The 17840-nt window shown below is 63.7% G+C and carries 13 protein-coding genes; 9 read left to right on the top strand and 4 right to left on the bottom strand.

Annotated elements, in window-relative coordinates:
* The first annotated feature begins 10 nt into the window (after positions 1 to 10).
* From ilvD to metG, 6 genes are all read left to right on the top strand, one after another.
* The gene (gene ilvD, locus C501_RS0106110; RefSeq protein ID WP_018134747.1) at positions 11 to 1732 is read left to right on the top strand and encodes a dihydroxy-acid dehydratase; all 1722 of its coding nucleotides are present in this window, start codon (positions 11 to 13) and stop codon (positions 1730 to 1732) included.
* A 389-nt stretch (positions 1733 to 2121) separates the two neighbouring features.
* The gene (locus tag C501_RS0106105; RefSeq protein ID WP_018134746.1) at positions 2122 to 4035 is read left to right on the top strand and encodes an acetolactate synthase large subunit; all 1914 of its coding nucleotides are present in this window, start codon (positions 2122 to 2124) and stop codon (positions 4033 to 4035) included.
* Positions 4036 to 4037: 2 nt separating this feature from the next.
* Positions 4038 to 4550 (top strand): acetolactate synthase small subunit, encoded by a 513-nt coding sequence (gene ilvN, locus C501_RS0106100; protein ID WP_018134745.1) that lies wholly within the window; start codon positions 4038 to 4040, stop codon positions 4548 to 4550.
* A gap of 71 nt (positions 4551 to 4621) precedes the next feature.
* The gene (gene ilvC / locus C501_RS0106095) at positions 4622 to 5647 is read left to right on the top strand and encodes a ketol-acid reductoisomerase (RefSeq protein WP_026174678.1); all 1026 of its coding nucleotides are present in this window, start codon (positions 4622 to 4624) and stop codon (positions 5645 to 5647) included.
* A 118-nt stretch (positions 5648 to 5765) separates the two neighbouring features.
* A complete protein-coding gene (serA, locus tag C501_RS0106090; RefSeq protein ID WP_026174677.1) occupies positions 5766 to 7373 on the top strand; it encodes a phosphoglycerate dehydrogenase in 1608 nt (535 codons plus the stop codon).
* An 86-nt stretch (positions 7374 to 7459) separates the two neighbouring features.
* The gene (gene metG / locus C501_RS0106085) at positions 7460 to 9058 is read left to right on the top strand and encodes a methionine--tRNA ligase (RefSeq protein WP_018134742.1); all 1599 of its coding nucleotides are present in this window, start codon (positions 7460 to 7462) and stop codon (positions 9056 to 9058) included.
* Positions 9059 to 9136: 78 nt separating this feature from the next.
* On the opposite strand, the gene C501_RS0106080 is transcribed toward metG, so the two are convergent.
* From C501_RS0106080 to C501_RS0106065, 4 genes are all read right to left on the bottom strand, one after another.
* Positions 9137 to 11671, bottom strand: a complete 2535-nt coding sequence (locus C501_RS0106080; RefSeq protein WP_018134741.1) for an FtsX-like permease family protein — start codon at positions 11669 to 11671, stop codon at positions 9137 to 9139.
* A 2-nt stretch (positions 11672 to 11673) separates the two neighbouring features.
* Entirely contained in the window at positions 11674 to 12438 is a 765-nt protein-coding gene (locus C501_RS0106075) for an ABC transporter ATP-binding protein (protein ID WP_018134740.1), read from the bottom strand.
* A 140-nt stretch (positions 12439 to 12578) separates the two neighbouring features.
* Positions 12579 to 13316, bottom strand: coding sequence for a response regulator (locus C501_RS0106070; protein WP_018134739.1), 738 nt, complete (start codon positions 13314 to 13316; stop codon positions 12579 to 12581).
* Between the two features lies 1 nt (position 13317).
* Entirely contained in the window at positions 13318 to 14508 is a 1191-nt protein-coding gene (locus tag C501_RS0106065; protein ID WP_026174674.1) for a sensor histidine kinase, read from the bottom strand.
* Positions 14509 to 14666: 158 nt separating this feature from the next.
* Here C501_RS0106065 and C501_RS0106060 point away from each other — a divergent pair, with 158 nt between their 5' ends.
* The 3 genes from C501_RS0106060 to C501_RS0106050 all read left to right on the top strand — a co-directional run bounded on the left by C501_RS0106060 (position 14667) and on the right by C501_RS0106050 (position 17766).
* Positions 14667 to 15734 carry a 3-isopropylmalate dehydrogenase gene (locus tag C501_RS0106060; RefSeq protein ID WP_026174673.1) on the top strand — a complete coding sequence of 356 codons (1068 nt, stop codon included), beginning with the start codon at positions 14667 to 14669 and terminating at the stop codon, positions 15732 to 15734.
* 136 nt (positions 15735 to 15870) lie between these two features.
* Positions 15871 to 16971, top strand: coding sequence for a branched-chain amino acid aminotransferase (locus C501_RS0106055; RefSeq protein WP_026174672.1), 1101 nt, complete (start codon positions 15871 to 15873; stop codon positions 16969 to 16971).
* Between the two features lie 18 nt (positions 16972 to 16989).
* Positions 16990 to 17766 (top strand): fumarylacetoacetate hydrolase family protein, encoded by a 777-nt coding sequence (locus C501_RS0106050; protein ID WP_018134735.1) that lies wholly within the window; start codon positions 16990 to 16992, stop codon positions 17764 to 17766.
* The last annotated feature ends 74 nt before the right edge of the window (positions 17767 to 17840 follow it).

Below are 17840 nucleotides of genomic sequence, written 5' to 3'. Positions count from 1 at the left end.
GACTCGCCTCATGAACGCCGATGCTGAGGCTCCTACGGACAGCACACCAGATATCAAACCCCGCAGCCGTGCCGTGACGGATGGCATCGAAGCGACTACGAGCCGGGGCATGCTCCGCGCCGTCGGTATGGGGGACGACGACTGGGAGAAGCCGCAGATCGGCGTCGCCTCCAGCTGGAATGAGATCACGCCCTGCAACCTTTCCCTGGAGCGGCTCGCGCAGGCCAGCAAGACCGGTGTGCATGCCGCAGGGGGCTTCCCGCTGCAATTCGGCACGATCTCGGTCTCCGATGGGATCTCCATGGGCCATGAGGGCATGCATTTCTCCCTGGTCTCCCGCGAGGTCATCGCAGACAGCGTGGAGACCGTGGTTATGGCGGAGAGACTCGATGGCACAGTATTGCTGGCGGGCTGCGATAAATCACTGCCCGGAATGCTCATGGCCGCGGCTCGGCTCGATCTCGCGAGTGTTTTCGTCTACGCCGGGTCCATTCTGCCCGGAAGGGTGAAGCTCAGTGACGGCAGCGAACGCGAGATCACCATCATCGACTCTTTCGAGGCCGTCGGTGCCTGCAAGGCGGGCACGATGAGCCGCGATGATCTCCGGCGGGTGGAATGCGCTTTCGCGCCGGGGGAGGGCGCCTGCGGCGGGATGTACACAGCCAACACCATGGCCTGCGTCGCCGAAGCCCTGGGTATGAGCCTTCCCGGTTCTGCCTCGCCGATGGCCACGGACCGCCGGCGTGATTACTTCGCCCGCAAGTCCGGGGAGGCCGTGGTGGAGATGCTGCGCCAGGGCATCACCACGGGCGATATCCTTACTCGTAAAGCCTTCGAGAACGCGGCGACCGTGGCGATGGTGCTGGGCGGTTCCACTAACGCCGTGCTGCACCTGCTGGCGATCGCCAAGGAGGCCGGAGTCGAGCTGAGCTTGGAGGACTTCACCGAGATCGGGAAGCGCTCGCCGCATCTGGCCGATGTGAAGCCTTTCGGGCAGTTCGTCGCCCTGGACTTCGACCGGGTCGGCGGGGTGCCGGTGGTCATGAAGGCCCTGCTCGATGCCGGTCTGCTGCACGGGGATGCGCTGACGGTGACCGGTAAGACCGTGGCCGAGAACCTGGCTGAGCTGGACCTCGAAGGCCTGGACGGCGATGTGGTCCGGGACCTGGACAACCCGATTCACGCCACCGGCGGGCTGACGATTCTGCATGGCAGCTTGGCCCCGGAGGGCGCCGTGGTGAAGACCGCGGGCTTCGATGCCGAGGTGTTCGAAGGGCCGGCTAGGGTCTTCGAACGGGAGCGGGCGGCCATGGATGCGCTGACCAATGGCGAGATCCAGTCCGGGGATGTCGTCGTGATCCGCTATGAAGGCCCCAAAGGCGGCCCCGGCATGCGGGAGATGCTCGCGATCACCGCGGCGATCAAGGGCGCGGGTCTGGGTAAGGATGTGCTGCTGCTGACCGATGGCCGCTTCTCCGGCGGCACCACGGGCCTGTGTATAGGGCATGTTGCGCCGGAAGCCGTGGATGGCGGCCCTGTGGCGTTCCTCCAGGACGGCGATCGGATCCGCGTCAATATCCCGGAGCGCAGCATCGACTTGCTCGTCGATGAGGCCGAGCTCGCTCGTCGCCGCCAGGGCTGGGCGCCGTTGCCGGCCCGCTACACCAAAGGGGTTTTGGCCAAGTACGCCAAGCTCGTGCATTCGGCCGCGCAGGGGGCGTATACGGGTTAGGGCTCTAGTTAATGTCCATTTAATGGATAGGGCGTCCGTATAGTGAGACGACTACTAGGGTGTTTGACAGCTAGAAGCCGAGGCATGAAACTTACTTCATGCAGTTCGAGCGAATTATTTCGGTTCTCGGCGTCGTCCTCGTCGCCGAGCGCGTGACAGGTTAGCCCACAAGGCACACACTGTCCGGCTAGTAATAGCCCGAGCTGCAGAGCACGCGCAAACCCCTCTCAGAGCCTCACCAGGCTGAGGGGTTTTTTCATTGCTGCTTCCGACTGACCGCCGGATGCAGGCGTAGGTTTCCTCGACGGTGCCCGCTGGGCATCGCAGAGAACTAGGTCTAGTGTTCCGGCAGATGCCTGCCAGAATGCAGGAAGTGAAAGGTGAGTCCGATGAGCGAAGGTTCGACCGCCGGCTCCTCCGCGAGCGCTCAGGCGAGCCCAGCACTGCTGGCCAGCCGGGGTGCGAGCGGCGTCAAGCACGGTGGCCCAGCCAAGTCCGTGAGCCGAGCCGAGCAGCCGGGAAGCTTAGTGCCCGGCCCGCGAGGCTCCGTAGTGCCAGAGCAGATGACCGGTTCGGCCGCTGTGGTGCGATCGCTCGAAGAACTCGGCGTCACCGATATCTTCGGTCTCCCCGGGGGTGCGATCCTGCCCACCTATGATCCGCTCATGGCCTCCTCGATGAACCACATCCTGGTCCGGCATGAGCAGGGCGCAGGGCACGCGGCAGAGGGCTACGCCATGGTCACCGGCAAGGTGGGGGTCTGCGTAGCGACTTCCGGCCCCGGTGCGACGAATCTCGTGACCGCGATCATGGATGCGCATATGGATTCCGTGCCGCTCGTCGCCATCACCGGCCAGGTCTCCTCCGCGGTGATCGGCACCGATGCCTTCCAGGAGGCCGACATCGTGGGGATCACGATGCCGATCACCAAGCACTCCTATCTGGTCACCGATGCACAGGACATTCCGCGAGTGCTCGCGGAGGCTTTTCATCTGGCGGCAACCGGACGCCCTGGCCCGGTCCTCGTGGACATCGCCAAGGACGCCCAGCAGAGCCAGATGACCTTCTCCTGGCCGCCAACCATCGAGCTTCCCGGCTACCGGCCCGTGCTGCGCGGCCACGCCAAGCAGCTCCGCGAAGCCGCCCGGATGATCAAGCACGCCCAGCGGCCGGCCTTCTACGTGGGCGGCGGAATCATCAAGGGGCATGCCTCGGCCGAGCTGCGGGAACTCGCCGAACTGCTCGGCGCTCCAGTAGTAACAACGCTGACCGCACGGGGTGCCTTCCCGGATTCCCACCCCCAACATCTCGGCATGCCCGGTATGCACGGCTCGGTCTCCGCGGTCACCGCGCTGCAGCAATCCGATCTGCTCATCGCACTGGGCACCCGTTTCGATGATCGGGTGACCGGGATGCTCAGCAGCTTCGCGGCGCAGGCCAAAGTCATCCACATCGACATCGACCCTGCCGAGATCTCCAAGAATCGCTTCGCGGACCTGCCGATCGTCGGCGCGGTCAAGGAGATCCTGCCGGATCTCGCCGACGCGGTTCGTGCCGAATTTGACAGTTCGGGCGCCTCGGATCTCAGCGCCTGGTGGCGGTTCCTAGATAGCCTACGGAGCACCTACCCGCTCGGCTGGACTGAGCCAGAGGACGGCCTCATCGCACCCCAGCAGGTGATCCAGCGGATCGGAGCGCTCACCGGCCCGGAAGGCGTCTATGTCTCCGGCGTGGGTCAGCATCAGATGTGGGCGGCGCAGTTCATCAACTACGAAAGGCCCCATTCCTGGCTCAACTCCGGCGGTGCCGGCACGATGGGCTACGCGGTGCCGGCGGCGATGGGTGCCAAAGTGGGCAACCCCGACCGCGTGGTCTGGGCGATCGACGGCGACGGCTGCTTTCAGATGACCAATCAGGAGCTCGCAACCTGCCGGATCAACAACATCCCGATCAAAGTCGCGGTGATCAACAACTCTTCGCTCGGCATGGTCCGGCAGTGGCAGACGCTCTTCTACGAGAGCCGCTACTCCAATACGGACCTCAACACCGGCCATGACACGATCCGGGTGCCCGACTTCGTCAAGCTCGCCGAAGCCTACGACTGCGTGGGGATCCGCTGCGAGCAGGAATCCGATATTGACGCCGTTATCGAGCAGGCGCTCGCGGTCAACGACCGCCCCGTGCTGGTGGACTTCGTGGTGAGCCCGAACGCGATGGTCTGGCCCATGGTGCCCTCCGGAGTCAGCAATGATCTGATCCAGGTGGCCCGGAATCTGACCCCGCAGTGGCAAGAGGAGGACTGAGCATGACTAGGCATACCCTTTCCGTTCTCGTCGAAGACAAGCCCGGCGTGCTGACCCGCGTGGCCAGCCTTTTCGCCCGCCGTGCCTTCAACATCAACTCCCTGGCCGTCGGCCCCACCGAGGCTCCGGGGGTCTCCCGGATGACCGTCGTCGTCGATGCGGAGGGCGATCTCATCGAGCAGGTGACGAAGCAGCTGAACAAGCTGGTCAATGTCATCAAGATCGTCGAGCTGGTTCCGGACGCCTCGGTGCAGCGCGATCACATCCTGGTCAAGGTGCGGGCCGATGCCGCGACCCGGCTCCAGGTGACCCAGGCGGTCGACCTGTTCCGGGCCTCGATCGTCGATGTCTCGCAGGACGCCCTGATCGTCGAAGCCACCGGCCACCCGGAGAAGCTGGGCGCATTGCTCAACGTTCTGGAGCCTTTCGGCATTCGCGAGATCGTCCGGGCGGGGACCTTGGCGATCGGCCGGGGCTCCCGTTCCATGAGCGAAAGAGCGCTGCGAAGCGCCTGATCCAAACCCGACAATTCCTTTCCGCCCGAGAGATATCCCGAGAGATATAGAGATATAAGGAGCACCCCAGAGTGACTGAGATGTATTACGACGACGATGCTGATCTGTCGATCATCCAAGGCCGGAAAGTCGCGGTCATCGGGTACGGCAGCCAGGGCCACGCCCATGCGCTGAGCCTGCGCGATTCCGGTGTTGACGTCCGGGTAGGGCTGGCCGAGGGCTCGGCCTCTCGGGCCAAGGCCGAGGCGGAAGGCCTGCGCGTGCTGAGCGTCGCCGATGCGGTGGCCGAGGCCGATCTGATCATGGTGCTCACCCCGGATCAAGTGCAGCGCACGGTCTACGCCGAGTCGATCAAAGATCACCTCAAAGCCGGTGATGCGCTGTTCTTCGGCCACGGGTTCAACATCCGTTACGGGTACATCCAGCCGCCCGCCGATGTCGACGTCGCGCTGGTCGCCCCCAAAGGCCCCGGGCATATCGTGCGCCGGGAGTTCGAGGCCGGGCGCGGCGTGCCTGATCTCATCGCAGTGGAGCAGGATCCGAGCGGCAATACCAAGGAACTCGCGCTCTCCTACGCGAAGGCCATCGGTGGGACCCGGGCCGGCGTGATCGAGACGACCTTCGCTGAGGAGACCGAGACAGACCTCTTCGGCGAGCAGGCAGTGCTCTGCGGCGGTGCGTCCCAGCTGATCCAGTACGGTTTCGAAACGCTCACCGAAGCCGGCTACAAGCCGGAGGTCGCGTACTTCGAGGTGCTCCATGAGCTGAAGCTCATCGTTGACTTGATGGTGGAGGGCGGCATCGCCAAGCAGCGCTGGAGCGTCTCCGACACCGCAGAGTACGGCGATTACGTCTCCGGCCCCCGGGTGATCGACCCCCGGGTCAAAGAGAACATGAAAGAAGTGCTCAAGGACATCCAGGACGGCAGTTTCGCCAAGCGGTTCATCGATGACCAGGACGCCGGGGCGCCCGAGTTCAAGGAGCTGCGGGCCAAGGGCGAGCAGCACCCGATCGAAGCCACCGGCCGGGAACTGCGCAAGCTCTTCTCCTGGATCAAAACCGATGATGACTACACCGAGGGAAGCGTCGGCCGGTAGTCATGAGGGATGCGCCCGGGCAACTGCCCGGGCCCATCCCCGCATCCCTCGTTGGTACTACTGAGTCTTTTCTTTCACCGTCACATCTGCCGCAGATGAAGGGGCCCTCGTGTCAAGCATCAGCTCGTCAAAACCCGTTGTGCTCATCGCCGAAGAGCTATCACCGGCCACGGTGGCGGCCCTCGGCCCGGACCTCGAGATCCGCTACACCGACGGTGCCGACCAGTCCCGTCTGCTCGCCGATATCAGCGACGCCGATGCCATCCTGGTCCGCTCCGCGACTTCGGTAGACGCAGAGGCCATTGCCGCCGCGCCCCGGCTGAAAGTGATCGCACGCGCCGGGGTTGGCCTGGACAACGTCGATATCAAGGCCGCGACTCAGGCCGGTGTCATGGTGGTCAATGCGCCGACGTCCAATATCGTCTCCGCGGCAGAGCTGACCATCGGCCATATCCTGGCCCTCGCCCGGCACATCCCCGCGGCCAATGCTGCCCTCAAAGCGGGGGAGTGGAAGCGCTCGAAGTACACCGGCAGAGAACTGTACGAGAAGAAAGTCGGCATTATCGGCCTGGGCCGCATTGGGGCGCTCATCTCGGCCCGGCTGCAAGCCTTCGAAACCGAGATCCTGGCCTATGACCCTTATGTGACCAGTGCCCGGGCAGCGCAGCTCGGGGTGCAGCTGGTGAGCCTCGACGAGCTCTTCGAACAGGCTGACTTCATCACCATTCACATGCCCAAGACCTCGGAGACCGTGGGCATGATCGACGCTGCCGCGTTCGAGAAGATGAAAGATACCGCATACGTCATCAATGTCGCTCGCGGCGGGCTCATCGACGAGGCTGACCTATATGAAGCCCTGAAACAGGGGAAGATCGCGGGTGCAGGCATCGATGTCTTCGCTACCGAGCCCAGTACCGACCTGCCGTTCTTCGAGCTGGACAACGTGGTGGTCACCCCGCACCTGGGGGCATCGACCGATGAAGCCCAGGAGAAAGCCGGGGTCTCCGTGGCGCGCTCGGTGCGCCTGGCGCTCGCCGGGGAACTCGTCCCGGATGCGGTCAATGTGGCCGGCGGCATGGTCGATGCCGCGGTGCGTCCAGGAATCCCGCTCATCGAGAAGCTGGGCCGGATCTTCACCGCACTCACCCATGATTCGGTGACGCAGATCGACATCGAGGTCGCGGGGGAGATTGCGGATAAAGACGTCAAGGCACTGGAACTGGCTGCGCTCAAAGGCGTTTTCACCGATGTGGTCTCGGAGCAGGTCTCCTATGTCAACGCCCGCGTGCTCGCCGAGCAGCGCGGTGTCAATGTGAGGCTGATGACCACGGCTGATGCGGCGGATTACCGCAATGTGCTCACCGTGCGCGGGGCGCTCTCCGACGGCAGCCAGCTATCCGTGGCGGGTACGTTGACCGGGCCCAAGCAGATCGAGAAGCTGGTCGGTGTCAACGGCTATGATGTCGAGATGCCGATCAGCGATCATCTCATCGTGCTCAGCTACCAGGATCGGCCCGGTGTCATCGGTACCCTGGGCGGGCTGCTGGGGGAGAACGGCATCAATATCGCCGGAATGCAGGTGGCGCGGCGGGACAATGAGGATCCGCAGAGCCGGCAGGCGCTGTGCCTGCTCACCGTCGATAGCGCGGTGCCCCAGGAAGTGCTGGATACCCTGCGCAATGCGATCGAGGCGAGCACTGCCCGCGAGGTCGATCTGGCAGGCTGAACCAGACGCTTGAACCCGGTGTCTGCAGCACCTCTGATGTCGTCATGGTTTCGACATGACCCGCCGCTGCCGGTAATTTCTACAGGGTGACTGATTCCCTGGCCGCCACTGATGCGGCTGAGACTAAAACGTCGTTCTACGTGACCACGGCGATCTCCTACCCCAATGGCTCGCCGCATATCGGCCATGCCTATGAGTTCGTTTCAGCGGATGCACTGGCCCGATTCAAACGGCTCGACGGCTTCGATGTGTTCTATATGACGGGCACTGACGAGCACGGACTCAAGGTGCAGCAGGCCGCGCAGCAGCGAGAAGTCAGCCCGAAAGAGCTGGTGGATCAGAACTCTGCCGAGTTCCGCGCGGTGCACGATCTGATCGGCAGCAGCTACGACCGGTTCATCCGCACCACAGACGAGGACCACCGTGTGGCAGCGCAGGAACTCTGGCGGCGGATGGAAGCGCGCGGGGATATCTACCTCGACAAATACTCCGGCTGGTATTCGGTGCGCGACGAGGCGTACTACACCGAGGAGGAGACCGAGCTGCGTGAGGTCGAAGGCGAGGCGCAGCCGAAGCGTTTCGCCATCGCCACTGACACCGAGGTCTCCTGGACCGAGGAGGAATCGTATTTCTTCCGGCTCTCCGCCTACCAGGACAAGCTTCTGGAAATCTACCGGGAGCAGTCGGAGTTCGCGGCTCCCCGCTACCGGTTCAATGAGGTCATCAGCTTCGTGGAATCCGGGCTGCAGGATCTATCGATCAGCCGGACTTCCTTCGACTGGGGGATCCCGGTGCCCGGCAATGACAAACACGTCATGTACGTCTGGGTGGATGCGCTGACGAACTACCTGACCGGTGCGGGTTTCCCGACGGATCAGACCAGGATGCGCCGCTACTGGCCCGCGGATGTGCATATCATCGGCAAGGATATTTCCCGGTTCCATGCGGTGTACTGGCCCGCGTTCTTGATGAGCGCCGGGATCGAGCTGCCTAAGCGCGTGATGATTCACGGCTTCCTGTTCAACAACGGGGTCAAGATGTCCAAGTCGCTGGGCAATGTGGTCGCCCCGGCCGACTGGGTGGAGGAGTACGGGCTGGATGCTGTGCGTTTCTTCCTGCTGCGCGAGGTCAGTTACGGTCAGGACGGCAATTACAGCCACGAGGCGATCGTCAGCAGGAAGAACTCGGACCTCGCCAATAACCTCGGCAATCTGGCCCAGCGCTCGCTGTCGATGGTGGCCAAGAACTGCCAGGGCGCGGTGCCGCAGCCGGGAGCATTCACCGAGGCGGATCAGCGGATGCTGGATGCCGCTGCTGAACTGCTACCGATCAACCGCGCCGCCTATGACGTCCAGGAGTTCCACCGCGCGCTGGAGGCGATCTGGACGGTGCTCGGCGATGCGAATGCGTATTTCGCCGAGCAGCAGCCCTGGGTACTGCGGAAGACCGACCCGGAGCGGATGGCCACCGTACTGTACGTCACCCTCGAAGTGCTGCGGATCGTAGCGTTGCTGATCCAGGCGGTGATGCCGGAGTCCGCGGCGAAGCTTCTCGACCTGCTCGGGGTCCCCGAATCGGCCAGGGATTTCACTGCGATATCGGCGCGGTTGGCCCCTGGTACGGAGCTTCCCGCGCCGGAGCCGATCTTCCCGCGCTATGAAGAAACTACGGAGCCCCTTCGCTGAGTGGTCAGGTGCGGCGACTTAGCCTCGCTCTAAGCCGCCGCACCTGACCACTCAGCGAAGGGGTGGTCCGCTGGGAAACTACTCGGTAGCCAGCCCCTCGACCGGCGAGAGCTTCGCGGCCCGGCGTGCTGGAAGCACCGAGGCGGCCAGCCCCGCGATCGCTGCGATAGCGACGACCAGTACCAGCTGAAGCCAAGGAATCTCCGGACTCACCGTGGCGAATTTGCCGAGAGCCGCTTGCGCCCCGAGCCAGCCGTACACTGCTCCGAGACCCGCGCCGACCAAGGCTGCGACTACCGCGATCAGAACCGCCTCGTAGGCCAGCATGCCGCGCAGCGCACGCCTGGTCAGACCCAGCGCACGGAGCAGCGCATTCTCCCGGGTCCGTTCCAGAACGGAGAGCGAGAGCGTATTAGCTACGCCGATCAGCGCGATCAGGACAGCGACGGCCAGGAGCCCCATCACCACGATCAGCAGGATATCGATCACCTGATTGAAGGATTCTTTTGCCAGCGCAGCGCTGGAGATCTGGAACTCCTCGATGCGCAGAGTTGCGGCTATTTGTTTGCGCAGGTCCTGGATCTGGGTTGCATCGGCTGCCGGGTTGAGCTTGAGCCAGAGCCCGCTCTTCCGGGTGCCCCCCTCACTAGCTGAAGGCGCCGGCAGGGTATCCGTGCTGACCAGCAGCGGCAGATCCCGGCTGGCTGCCGTGGCCGCAGGCAGTGTTTGCTGCCCGTTATCGGTAGTGGTCACGGTCACTGTATCCACTAAAGTCCCCTCGGGGACGAGGATCTGACCGTTTGCGGGGCGGTTCCCCGGGTTGCTGAGCAGCCCCTGGATATCGGCAGAGCTGATCCCGAGGACCGGCTGCGAAACCGAATCGATCGTTGCTGTGCCTACTACCGGCAGCTGTGCAGTCGCCTCGACTCCATCCATGCCCGCCACGGTGTTCATGGCTCTATCAGAGTAAGCACCGGGTGCCACGGAAATGTCCACCGGGTAGCGCTTGTCCAAGCTGTCGACGAAAGCGGCCCGGGACGTGGATGCGCCCGTGAGCATCAGCGAGACCAGGGTGACCCCGATAAGCAGCGCTGAAGCCGTTGTCGTCGTCCTGCCCGGGTTGCGGATCGCGTTCAGTGCGGCCAGGCTGCCCGGAACTCCCGTCGGTGCGGCTAGGCGCCCCACCCACGCAACCAGCTTCGGCAGGAACAGTGTTCCGCAGAACAGGATGCCTAAGAAGGACAGCAGACCACCCGGCAGTGCTATTGCTATATCCGTTACTGCTGCCCCCAAAACCAGCAGAAGCGAACCGAGCACCAAGAGGATCAGGCCCAGGATGAGCCGGATCCGGCCTCGACGGTTAGTCAAGGCCACATCTTCAGCCGGACGCAGTGCGGCCAGCGGAGCCACCGCGGTGGCGGCCCGCGCCGGGGCCAGCGCTGCCACGACGGCGAGTAGTACCCCGACCACAACCCCGGCCACCGGAGTGCTCCAGTTCATGCTGAAAGTTGCGAATTCCTGCCCCGGAATCTGCCTGGCAGCTGCGGTCGCGGCGTACATGCCGCCCACCCCCAGGCCAACTCCGAACAGCGAAGCGAACAGGCCGACCAGGGTGGCTTCGAGTATCACTGACGAACGGATCTGGCCCCTCTTAGCCCCCAGGCAGCGCAGGAGCGCCAGCTCCCGGGTGCGCTGCGCCACTAGGACGGCGAAGGTATTGGAGACTACAAGCGCCGCTACAACAAGAGAGATCTCCACGAAGGACAGAAGAACCTGGGTCAGAATGTCCTGCTCCTTGGTCAAACCGCTCAGGGTAGCATTGACTTGCTCATCGGCGCTGCGCACGATGCTGCCATCGACACCCGCCTGGCTGAGCGCATCCGAGATGGCAATGCGTGTGCTTGCATCCATCGGATCATCAAGTGCGAGCTGAATCGAAGAGTAAGTCAGCGGCTGCAGCGGGGAGAGCTCAGCGACGGTCTGCGTGCTGGCTAGGATCGTGGAGGTGCCCGCAGCAAGCGGATCGGTTCCCTCCGAGACGATGCCGACGACTTCCATCCGCTGGGTTGCGAGCTCGGGCTCCGGAGCGCCGCTCTCTTCGGGCGGGGCCGCAGAAGTTATTCCGCCCGTGACACCGAGTATGGAAACGATCATCTCCGAACCCAGTTCGAGCGACTGCTGACGGGCGGTGCTCTCATCGATCGCGATCTGGCCGGGTGCGCTGGGAAGAACCCCCTCATTCAGCTCCCTGGCTTCCATGGGCTGGATTTCCGGGGTATTCCGCAACATCACCGTGAAAGCCGAGGAATTACTCTGTGCCTGCGCCACCAGATTGAGCACCGGGTAGACTGCTGTCACTTTCGTGCCGCCATCCTTGCCGATCGCGGATATTGCCTCGACTGCTGCCTGATTGAATCCTTTATCGACAGGCGGGGTGATCACGACATCCGCCTTAGCGTAGGACTCGCCAATACTCGCCTTGAGCGTGGCCTGCGTCGAAGCGCTGAGGATCAAGGTCGAGACCAAGAATGCCACCGCGAGGACGACCGCGAGCCCGATGGCGATGAAGCGCCGGTAATTGAGCCTGATCTGGGACAGTGCTATCTGCAGCATTTTCAGGCTCCTAAAGTGCTGAGTGCTTCCAGCACGCGTTCCGGGGTCGGTGCGTTGAGCTCGCCGACCAGCTCGCCATCACTGAGCATGACCACTCGACTGGCATAGGAGGCGGCTACCGGGTCATGGGTGACCATGATGATGCTCTGCCCCATCTCCAGAGCCGAGCGCCGCAGCATGCTGAGAACTTCTGCGCCCACTTTGGAGTCGAGGTTGCCGGTGGGTTCATCGGCGAAGACCACCTCGGGCCGGGTGAGTAGCGCGCGAGCGACCGCCACGCGCTGCTGCTGGCCCCCGGAGAGCTGGTAAGGCCGGTGGCTGAGCCGGTCCGATAAACCGAGAGTAGTGGTCAGCGAATTGAACCAGTCCTGATCCACGGCCCCGCGGGCAAGCGAAACCGGCAACGTGATGTTCTGCTCTGCAGTCAGTGTCGGAACAAGATTGAACGCCTGGAAGATGAAGCCCACGCGATCCCGGCGCAGTGTGGTCAACGCGGTATCGGACAACCCGGTGATCTCTGTATCACCGATGCGGATGCTGCCGGAATCCACCGAGTCCAGCCCCGCGAGGCAGTGCATGAGCGTAGATTTGCCGCTTCCCGAGGGGCCCATGATGGCGGTGAATTCTCCGCTGGCGAAGTCCACATCGATGTTCTTGAGCGCGGCTACTGTGGTCTCCCCGGAACCGTAGTGCTTCTTCAGGCCCCGGGCGCTCACCGCAGTAGTGCCCGTAGCATTCGGCTGGATCTGTTCGATAGGCGAAGTCATGCTTCAACTGTAGGCAACGGGACCGCGATGCGTATCGGACCGTAGGTGGAACCTCTGCTCGCTCTCGGTGCCGGGTATCAGACCCAGGTAGGAGAGCCGGCTTTTACCGGGGTTGCGAGGTAGTGCAACCGGGCGGAGATCTAGCCCGCGGAAACCGCTCCGGTCTCATAGGCGATGACCACGATCTGCACTCTGTCCCGAGCGCCCAGTTTGCTGAGGATGTGCCCCACGTGGGTCTTCACAGTGGCTTCGGAGAGGAACAGCTGCGCCGCGATTTCCGGATTGGACAGGCCCTGGGCGATGAGCAGGAAGACTTCGTGCTCCCGGGTGGTCAGACGGTTCACGGCCTCTTGGTGTTCGGTGTTCTGTGGGCTGGACTCCTGGAGCATCGGGGCCACATGGTTCAGCAACCTGCGCGTCGTCGAGGGTGCGATGACCGCATCGCCGCGGTGCACGGTCCGGATGGCCTCCAGGAGTTCTTCCGGTGGGGTGTCCTTGAGCAGGAAGCCGCTCGCTCCGGCCTGAATCGCGGCGAGGGCGTATTCATCGAGGTCGAAGGTCGTGAGTACCACGATCTTCAATGCGGCGAGCCGGGAGCCTGGGGTAGCACTGCGAACCCGCTCCATAAGCCGTCGGGTGGTCTCCAGCCCGTCCATGCCCGGCATGCGCACGTCCATTAGCACGACATCGGCTGCGGTGGCGGCCAATCCGCTCAGCGCGGCGGGGCCATCGCCGGCTTGCAGGACGACTTCGAGGTCAGGCTGGGAATCGATGAGCATCGTGAACCCGGAACGCACCAGCTGCTGATCGTCGACTAAGGCGACTTTGATCGGGTCCGGTGGTGCCGAGACGGCGCTGGGGTCGGTCTGCTGGGTCATCCTAAGCCTCCGTGTAAGGGATAAATGCTCTGATCCGAAAGCCGCCGCTAGTGCGCGGCCCGGCTTCCAGACTCCCATCGTAGAGCCTGACCCGCTCCGCCATGCCCCGGAGACCGTTTCCGCCATACGGGCCGGTGGGTTCTGCTGCGGCGCCGCGGCCATCATCGCACAGTTCGATCTGCAGGCCCCGCTGATCCCAGCCGAAAGTCAGCCAGGCACTGGCCTGCGGGCCACCGTGCTTGAGCGCATTAGTCAATCCCTCTTGCACGATTCGGTACACGGTCAGTTCAGCTCCTGCGGGCAGTGCTCGCAGGGCGGTTGAGCCGTCTGTGGATTCGACGGAGAGACCCGATGAACGGAAGCCTTCGAGTAGATCGGGGATGTCTTCCAGGCCCGGCAGCGGCCGGGTCGGCGCGGGCTCGTCGCCGTGGTCACTGCGCAGCACACCCAGCAGCCGCCGCATTTCCCGGAGCGAGGTGCGTCCGGTGTCCGCGATGGTGGCGAGGGCTTTTGGTGCCGCGACAGGGTCGTGGTCTGCTGCGTACCGTGCCCCGTCTGCCTGCGCGATGATCACGGAGAGCGAGTGCGCGACGATATCGTGCATTTCCCGGGCTATATGAGCACGTTCGTCGCTAGCGGCGAGGTCACGTTCTTGCTGCTGTTCGATCTCCAGGCGCCAGGCCCGTTCTTCCAGTGCCTGTTCGCGCAACCGGCGGGTGCGCTTAAGGTCTCCCAGGGCCCAGCTGCAGAACACCAGGGACCAGATTAAGATCACGATAACCACTGCGCTTGGCAGTTTGGTGGCGACTTCTTGGCTGATGAGCCCTAATTCGTATCGGAGGACGAACAGGATGCCGCCCAGCAGGGCGAGGCCGAGGCCGCCTTTGCTGGCCCATCGGGGAGCATAGGCCGAAAGCGCATAGACCGTCAGGATGACCGTGATGTTGGCGGGCATGGGCAGCATTCCGAAAATCACTTGCAGAATCGCTACTCCGGCTATCACCGAGCCGGCGGCGACCGGTTGGGTGCGCCGCCAGGCCAAGGGCGCGATCAGCAGCGTGGAGACCAGGAAATCGAGGATGCCAGAACCGAGCATTGGCAGGGCCAGGGCCAGCCAGAGCAGTGTCGCTCCGGCGCAGTCGATGATGAAACGATGCTTCCGGAGCCACTCGTTGAACGTGTGCATGCGCATGGTTAATGACTTTACGGGTCGGACGGCGGGGTGGTGAATCCGCCCCGCGGTCGGGATTCCCTAGCGGCGATGCCCCGAGTCGCATCTCAGATGTCCAATGACTGAGACGGCTGGCCGAATCGTGGAAGTCAGGGTTTCCTGCTGAGTACGCTGTGCAGATGAATGGTGCGCCCGCCAGTATCGATTTGGCCGTGATCCCCGGTGACGGCATCGGCCCCGAGGTGATCACCGAGGCCCTCAAAGTGCTGCGGGCCGCGCTCGCCCCCTCCGGAGTGCGGATTCAGCCGACGGAATACGCCTTGGGAGCACAGCACTGGCTGGAGACAGGCGAAACGCTCAATCCGGAGACGCTCGAAGCCATTCGTGGTCACGATGCGATTCTCTTCGGGGCGGTAGGAGCGGCACCGGGAGACGACAGGGTTCCGTCAGGACTCATCGAACGCGAGCTACTGCTGAAGCTGAGGTTCAGCCTGGACCACTACATCAACCTCCGGCCGGCCCGGCTTTTCCCCGGGGTCCTCTCGCCTTTGGCGACCACTGATCCCATCGATTTCGTGGTGGTCCGGGAAGGCACGGAAGGCCCTTACGCCGGTACCGGAGGCAGCTTGCGGGCCGGAACCGAGGCCGAAGTCGCGAATGAGGTCTCCGTGAACACAGCCTTCGGCGTGCGCCGCGTGGTCCGCGACGCTTTCCAGCGAGCCGCATCCCGGAAGGGTGAAGGCAAGCAACGGCTCACCTACGTGCATAAGCACAATGTCCTGGTGCATTCAGGGCGGTTATGGCGACGCATCGTGGAGGAGGCCGCGGCCGATTTCCCGGAGGTCGCCGTGGACTACCTCCACGTGGATGCTGCCTCGATGTTCCTGGTCACCGATCCGGGCCGGTTCGAGGTGATCGTCACCGATAATCTCTTCGGAGACATCCTCACGGATCTCGCTGCGGCGGTGACGGGCGGGATCGGCCTGGCTGCTTCCGGGAACCTGACGATGAGCGAGGGCTCACCGAGCATGTTCGAGCCCGTGCACGGCTCCGCTCCGGATATCGCTGGGCAGCAGAAGGCGGACCCGACCGCGGCGATCCTTTCCGCGGCGATGCTGCTGGAGCATCTGGGCCATTACGATCAGGCGGCCAGGATCGAAGCCGCGGTAGCCGATGACCTGGCTCGACGGGACGGCGCGCGCAGCACCGCCGAGGTCGGCGACGCCATCGCGGGGCTGCTAAGTTGAGCAGCGGAATGAACGGAGTATCGTCAGAGTACAGTTAGTCGCAATACCGCACTGCTACGGGTGATTACGGGTGATCGGCCCGGATGAGCGGATTGATCGGAAGGCCCTGTTGGGCCGGGAATTCACTGGAGGAGCCATCTCAGAGACTCTCACCGAGCTGAACTTCGAACGGCAGCTTTCCCCGGAGCCCCGCAGTGCAGCGGAGCGGCAGGAGATCCTGGCTGATCCCGGCTTCGGCGCTTATTTCACCGATCACACCGCGGTGATTGACTACAGTGCCGGCTCCGGTTGGCACACCGCCAGGGTGGAACCCTACGGGCCGATTGCCCTGGACCCTTCAGCCTCGGTGCTGCATTACGGTCAGGAGATCTTCGAAGGGCTCAAGGCTTACCGGCACGCCGACGGCTCGGTGTGGACTTTCCGGCCGGAGCGCAATGCCGCCCGGCTCAATCGCTCGGCGCAGCGGCTGGCGCTCCCTGAACTACCGGAGCCGGCCTTTCTGGAAGCCATCAAGCAGCTCGTGGACGTGGATCAGGAGTGGGTGCCCTCCGGGGATGGGGAGAGCCTGTACCTCCGGCCGTTCATGATCGCCACCGAGGCTTTTCTCGGGGTTCGCGCAGCGCGAGAAGTCTCCTTCCGCGTGATCGCCTCTCCTGCCGGGAACTACTTCGGCGGTGAGATCAAGCCGGTGTCGATCTGGATCTCCCGGAACTACGCCCGGGCCGGCCGCGGCGGCACCGGCGCGGCGAAGTGCGGTGGCAACTACGCCGCCTCCTTGCTTCCGCAGCTCGAAGCCGAAGCTCACGGCTGCAAGCAGGTGCTCTTCCTGGACCAGGACAACGGCAATGCGGTGGAAGAGCTCGGCGGGATGAACGTTTTCTTCGTCTTCCGGGACGGCTCTTTGGTGACGCCCGCGCTTTCCGGATCGATTCTGGAGGGGGTCACCCGGGATTCGGTGCTGCAGTTGGGCCGGGACCGGGGCATGAACGTCCAGGAGCGCACGATCACCCTCGATGAGTGGCGCGATGGCGTGGCCTCCGGCGATATCACCGAGGTTTTCGCCTGCGGTACCGCGGCGGCGATCACCCCGATTGGCATGCTCATGGACGAGACCGAGAAGATCGGATCCGCCGATGCACCGGCAGGCGAGGTGACGATGGCCATCCGCGAGGAGCTCCTGGGCATCCAGAGCGGCACCGTGGCGGACCGGCACGGCTGGCTGCACCGATTGGCCTGAATCTGCCATAGTAGGACCATGCGTATAGCCCGGTTCGTGCTCGATTCTGATCCGATCTACGGTGTTGTCGATGAGGCCGCCGAGAACGTCACGCCGATCAAGGGGGACCCCTTCTTCAGCGAGATCGAAGCGGCAGGGGAGCCGCATCGGCTTGAGGACGTCCGGCTGCTGGCCCCGATCATCCCGCGTTCCAAGATCATCGGCATCGGCCGAAACTACGCCGATCATGTGGCAGAGATGGGTAATCAGATCCCCCCGGCGCCGCTGATGTTCCTCAAGCCGAATACCGCGGTGGTCGGCCCAGGGGATCCGATCATGCTCCCGGAATTCTCCGAGGAGGTCTCCTATGAGGCAGAGCTGTGCGTGGTGATCGGCCGGATCTGCAAAGATGTTCCGGAAGAGCGAGTGGCCGAGGTCGTTTTCGGATACACCTGCGGCAACGATCTCACGGCACGGGATGCTCAGCGCACCGAAGGCCAGTGGGCACGGGCCAAGGGCTTCGACGGTTCGGCGCCTCTGGGGCCCTGGATCGAGACCGAACTGGATCCGGACAATCTGACGATCCGCGGGTTGCTCAATGGGAACGTGGTCCAGGAAGGCAGTACTCAGCAGATGATCTGGGGCGTCAGCTCTCTGGTTTCCGCAGTTTCCCAGGCGTTCACGCTGCTTCCGGGCGATGTCATCATGACGGGAACCCCGACTGGCGTCGGGCGCGTCTCCGCGGGGGATCGCTTCGAAGTGGAGATCGAAGGTCTGGGCACTCTGGCGAATACGTTCCGCAACCCCGGGCTCTGATCCACTTTTGATGCCTTCCGTGACTTTTGATGCCCTACGGTGACCATCAAAAGTCACGGAAGGCATCAAAAGTG

The organism is Acaricomes phytoseiuli DSM 14247 (assembly GCF_000376245.1).
Classification (GTDB): domain Bacteria; phylum Actinomycetota; class Actinomycetes; order Actinomycetales; family Micrococcaceae; genus Renibacterium; species Renibacterium phytoseiuli.
Note: the sequence above shows the minus strand (reverse complement) of the source record. Positions and strands in the feature narration are given on the sequence as shown.

Excerpts from the sequence above, each read along its gene's own strand:
- C501_RS0106060 (WP_026174673.1), top strand. The coding sequence starts at position 14,667 with ATGAATGGTGCGCCCGCCAGTATCGATTTGGCCGTGATCCCCGGTGAC.
- C501_RS0106080 (WP_018134741.1), bottom strand. The coding sequence starts at position 11,671 with ATGCTGCAGATAGCACTGTCCCAGATCAGGCTCAATTACCGGCGCTTC.
- C501_RS0106050 (WP_018134735.1), top strand. The coding sequence starts at position 16,990 with ATGCGTATAGCCCGGTTCGTGCTCGATTCTGATCCGATCTACGGTGTT.
- C501_RS0106105 (WP_018134746.1), top strand. The coding sequence starts at position 2,122 with ATGAGCGAAGGTTCGACCGCCGGCTCCTCCGCGAGCGCTCAGGCGAGC.
- ilvD (WP_018134747.1), top strand. The coding sequence starts at position 11 with ATGAACGCCGATGCTGAGGCTCCTACGGACAGCACACCAGATATCAAA.
- C501_RS0106075 (WP_018134740.1), bottom strand. The coding sequence starts at position 12,438 with ATGACTTCGCCTATCGAACAGATCCAGCCGAATGCTACGGGCACTACT.
- C501_RS0106065 (WP_026174674.1), bottom strand. The coding sequence starts at position 14,508 with ATGCGCATGCACACGTTCAACGAGTGGCTCCGGAAGCATCGTTTCATC.
- ilvN (WP_018134745.1), top strand. The coding sequence starts at position 4,038 with ATGACTAGGCATACCCTTTCCGTTCTCGTCGAAGACAAGCCCGGCGTG.
- C501_RS0106070 (WP_018134739.1), bottom strand. The coding sequence starts at position 13,316 with ATGACCCAGCAGACCGACCCCAGCGCCGTCTCGGCACCACCGGACCCG.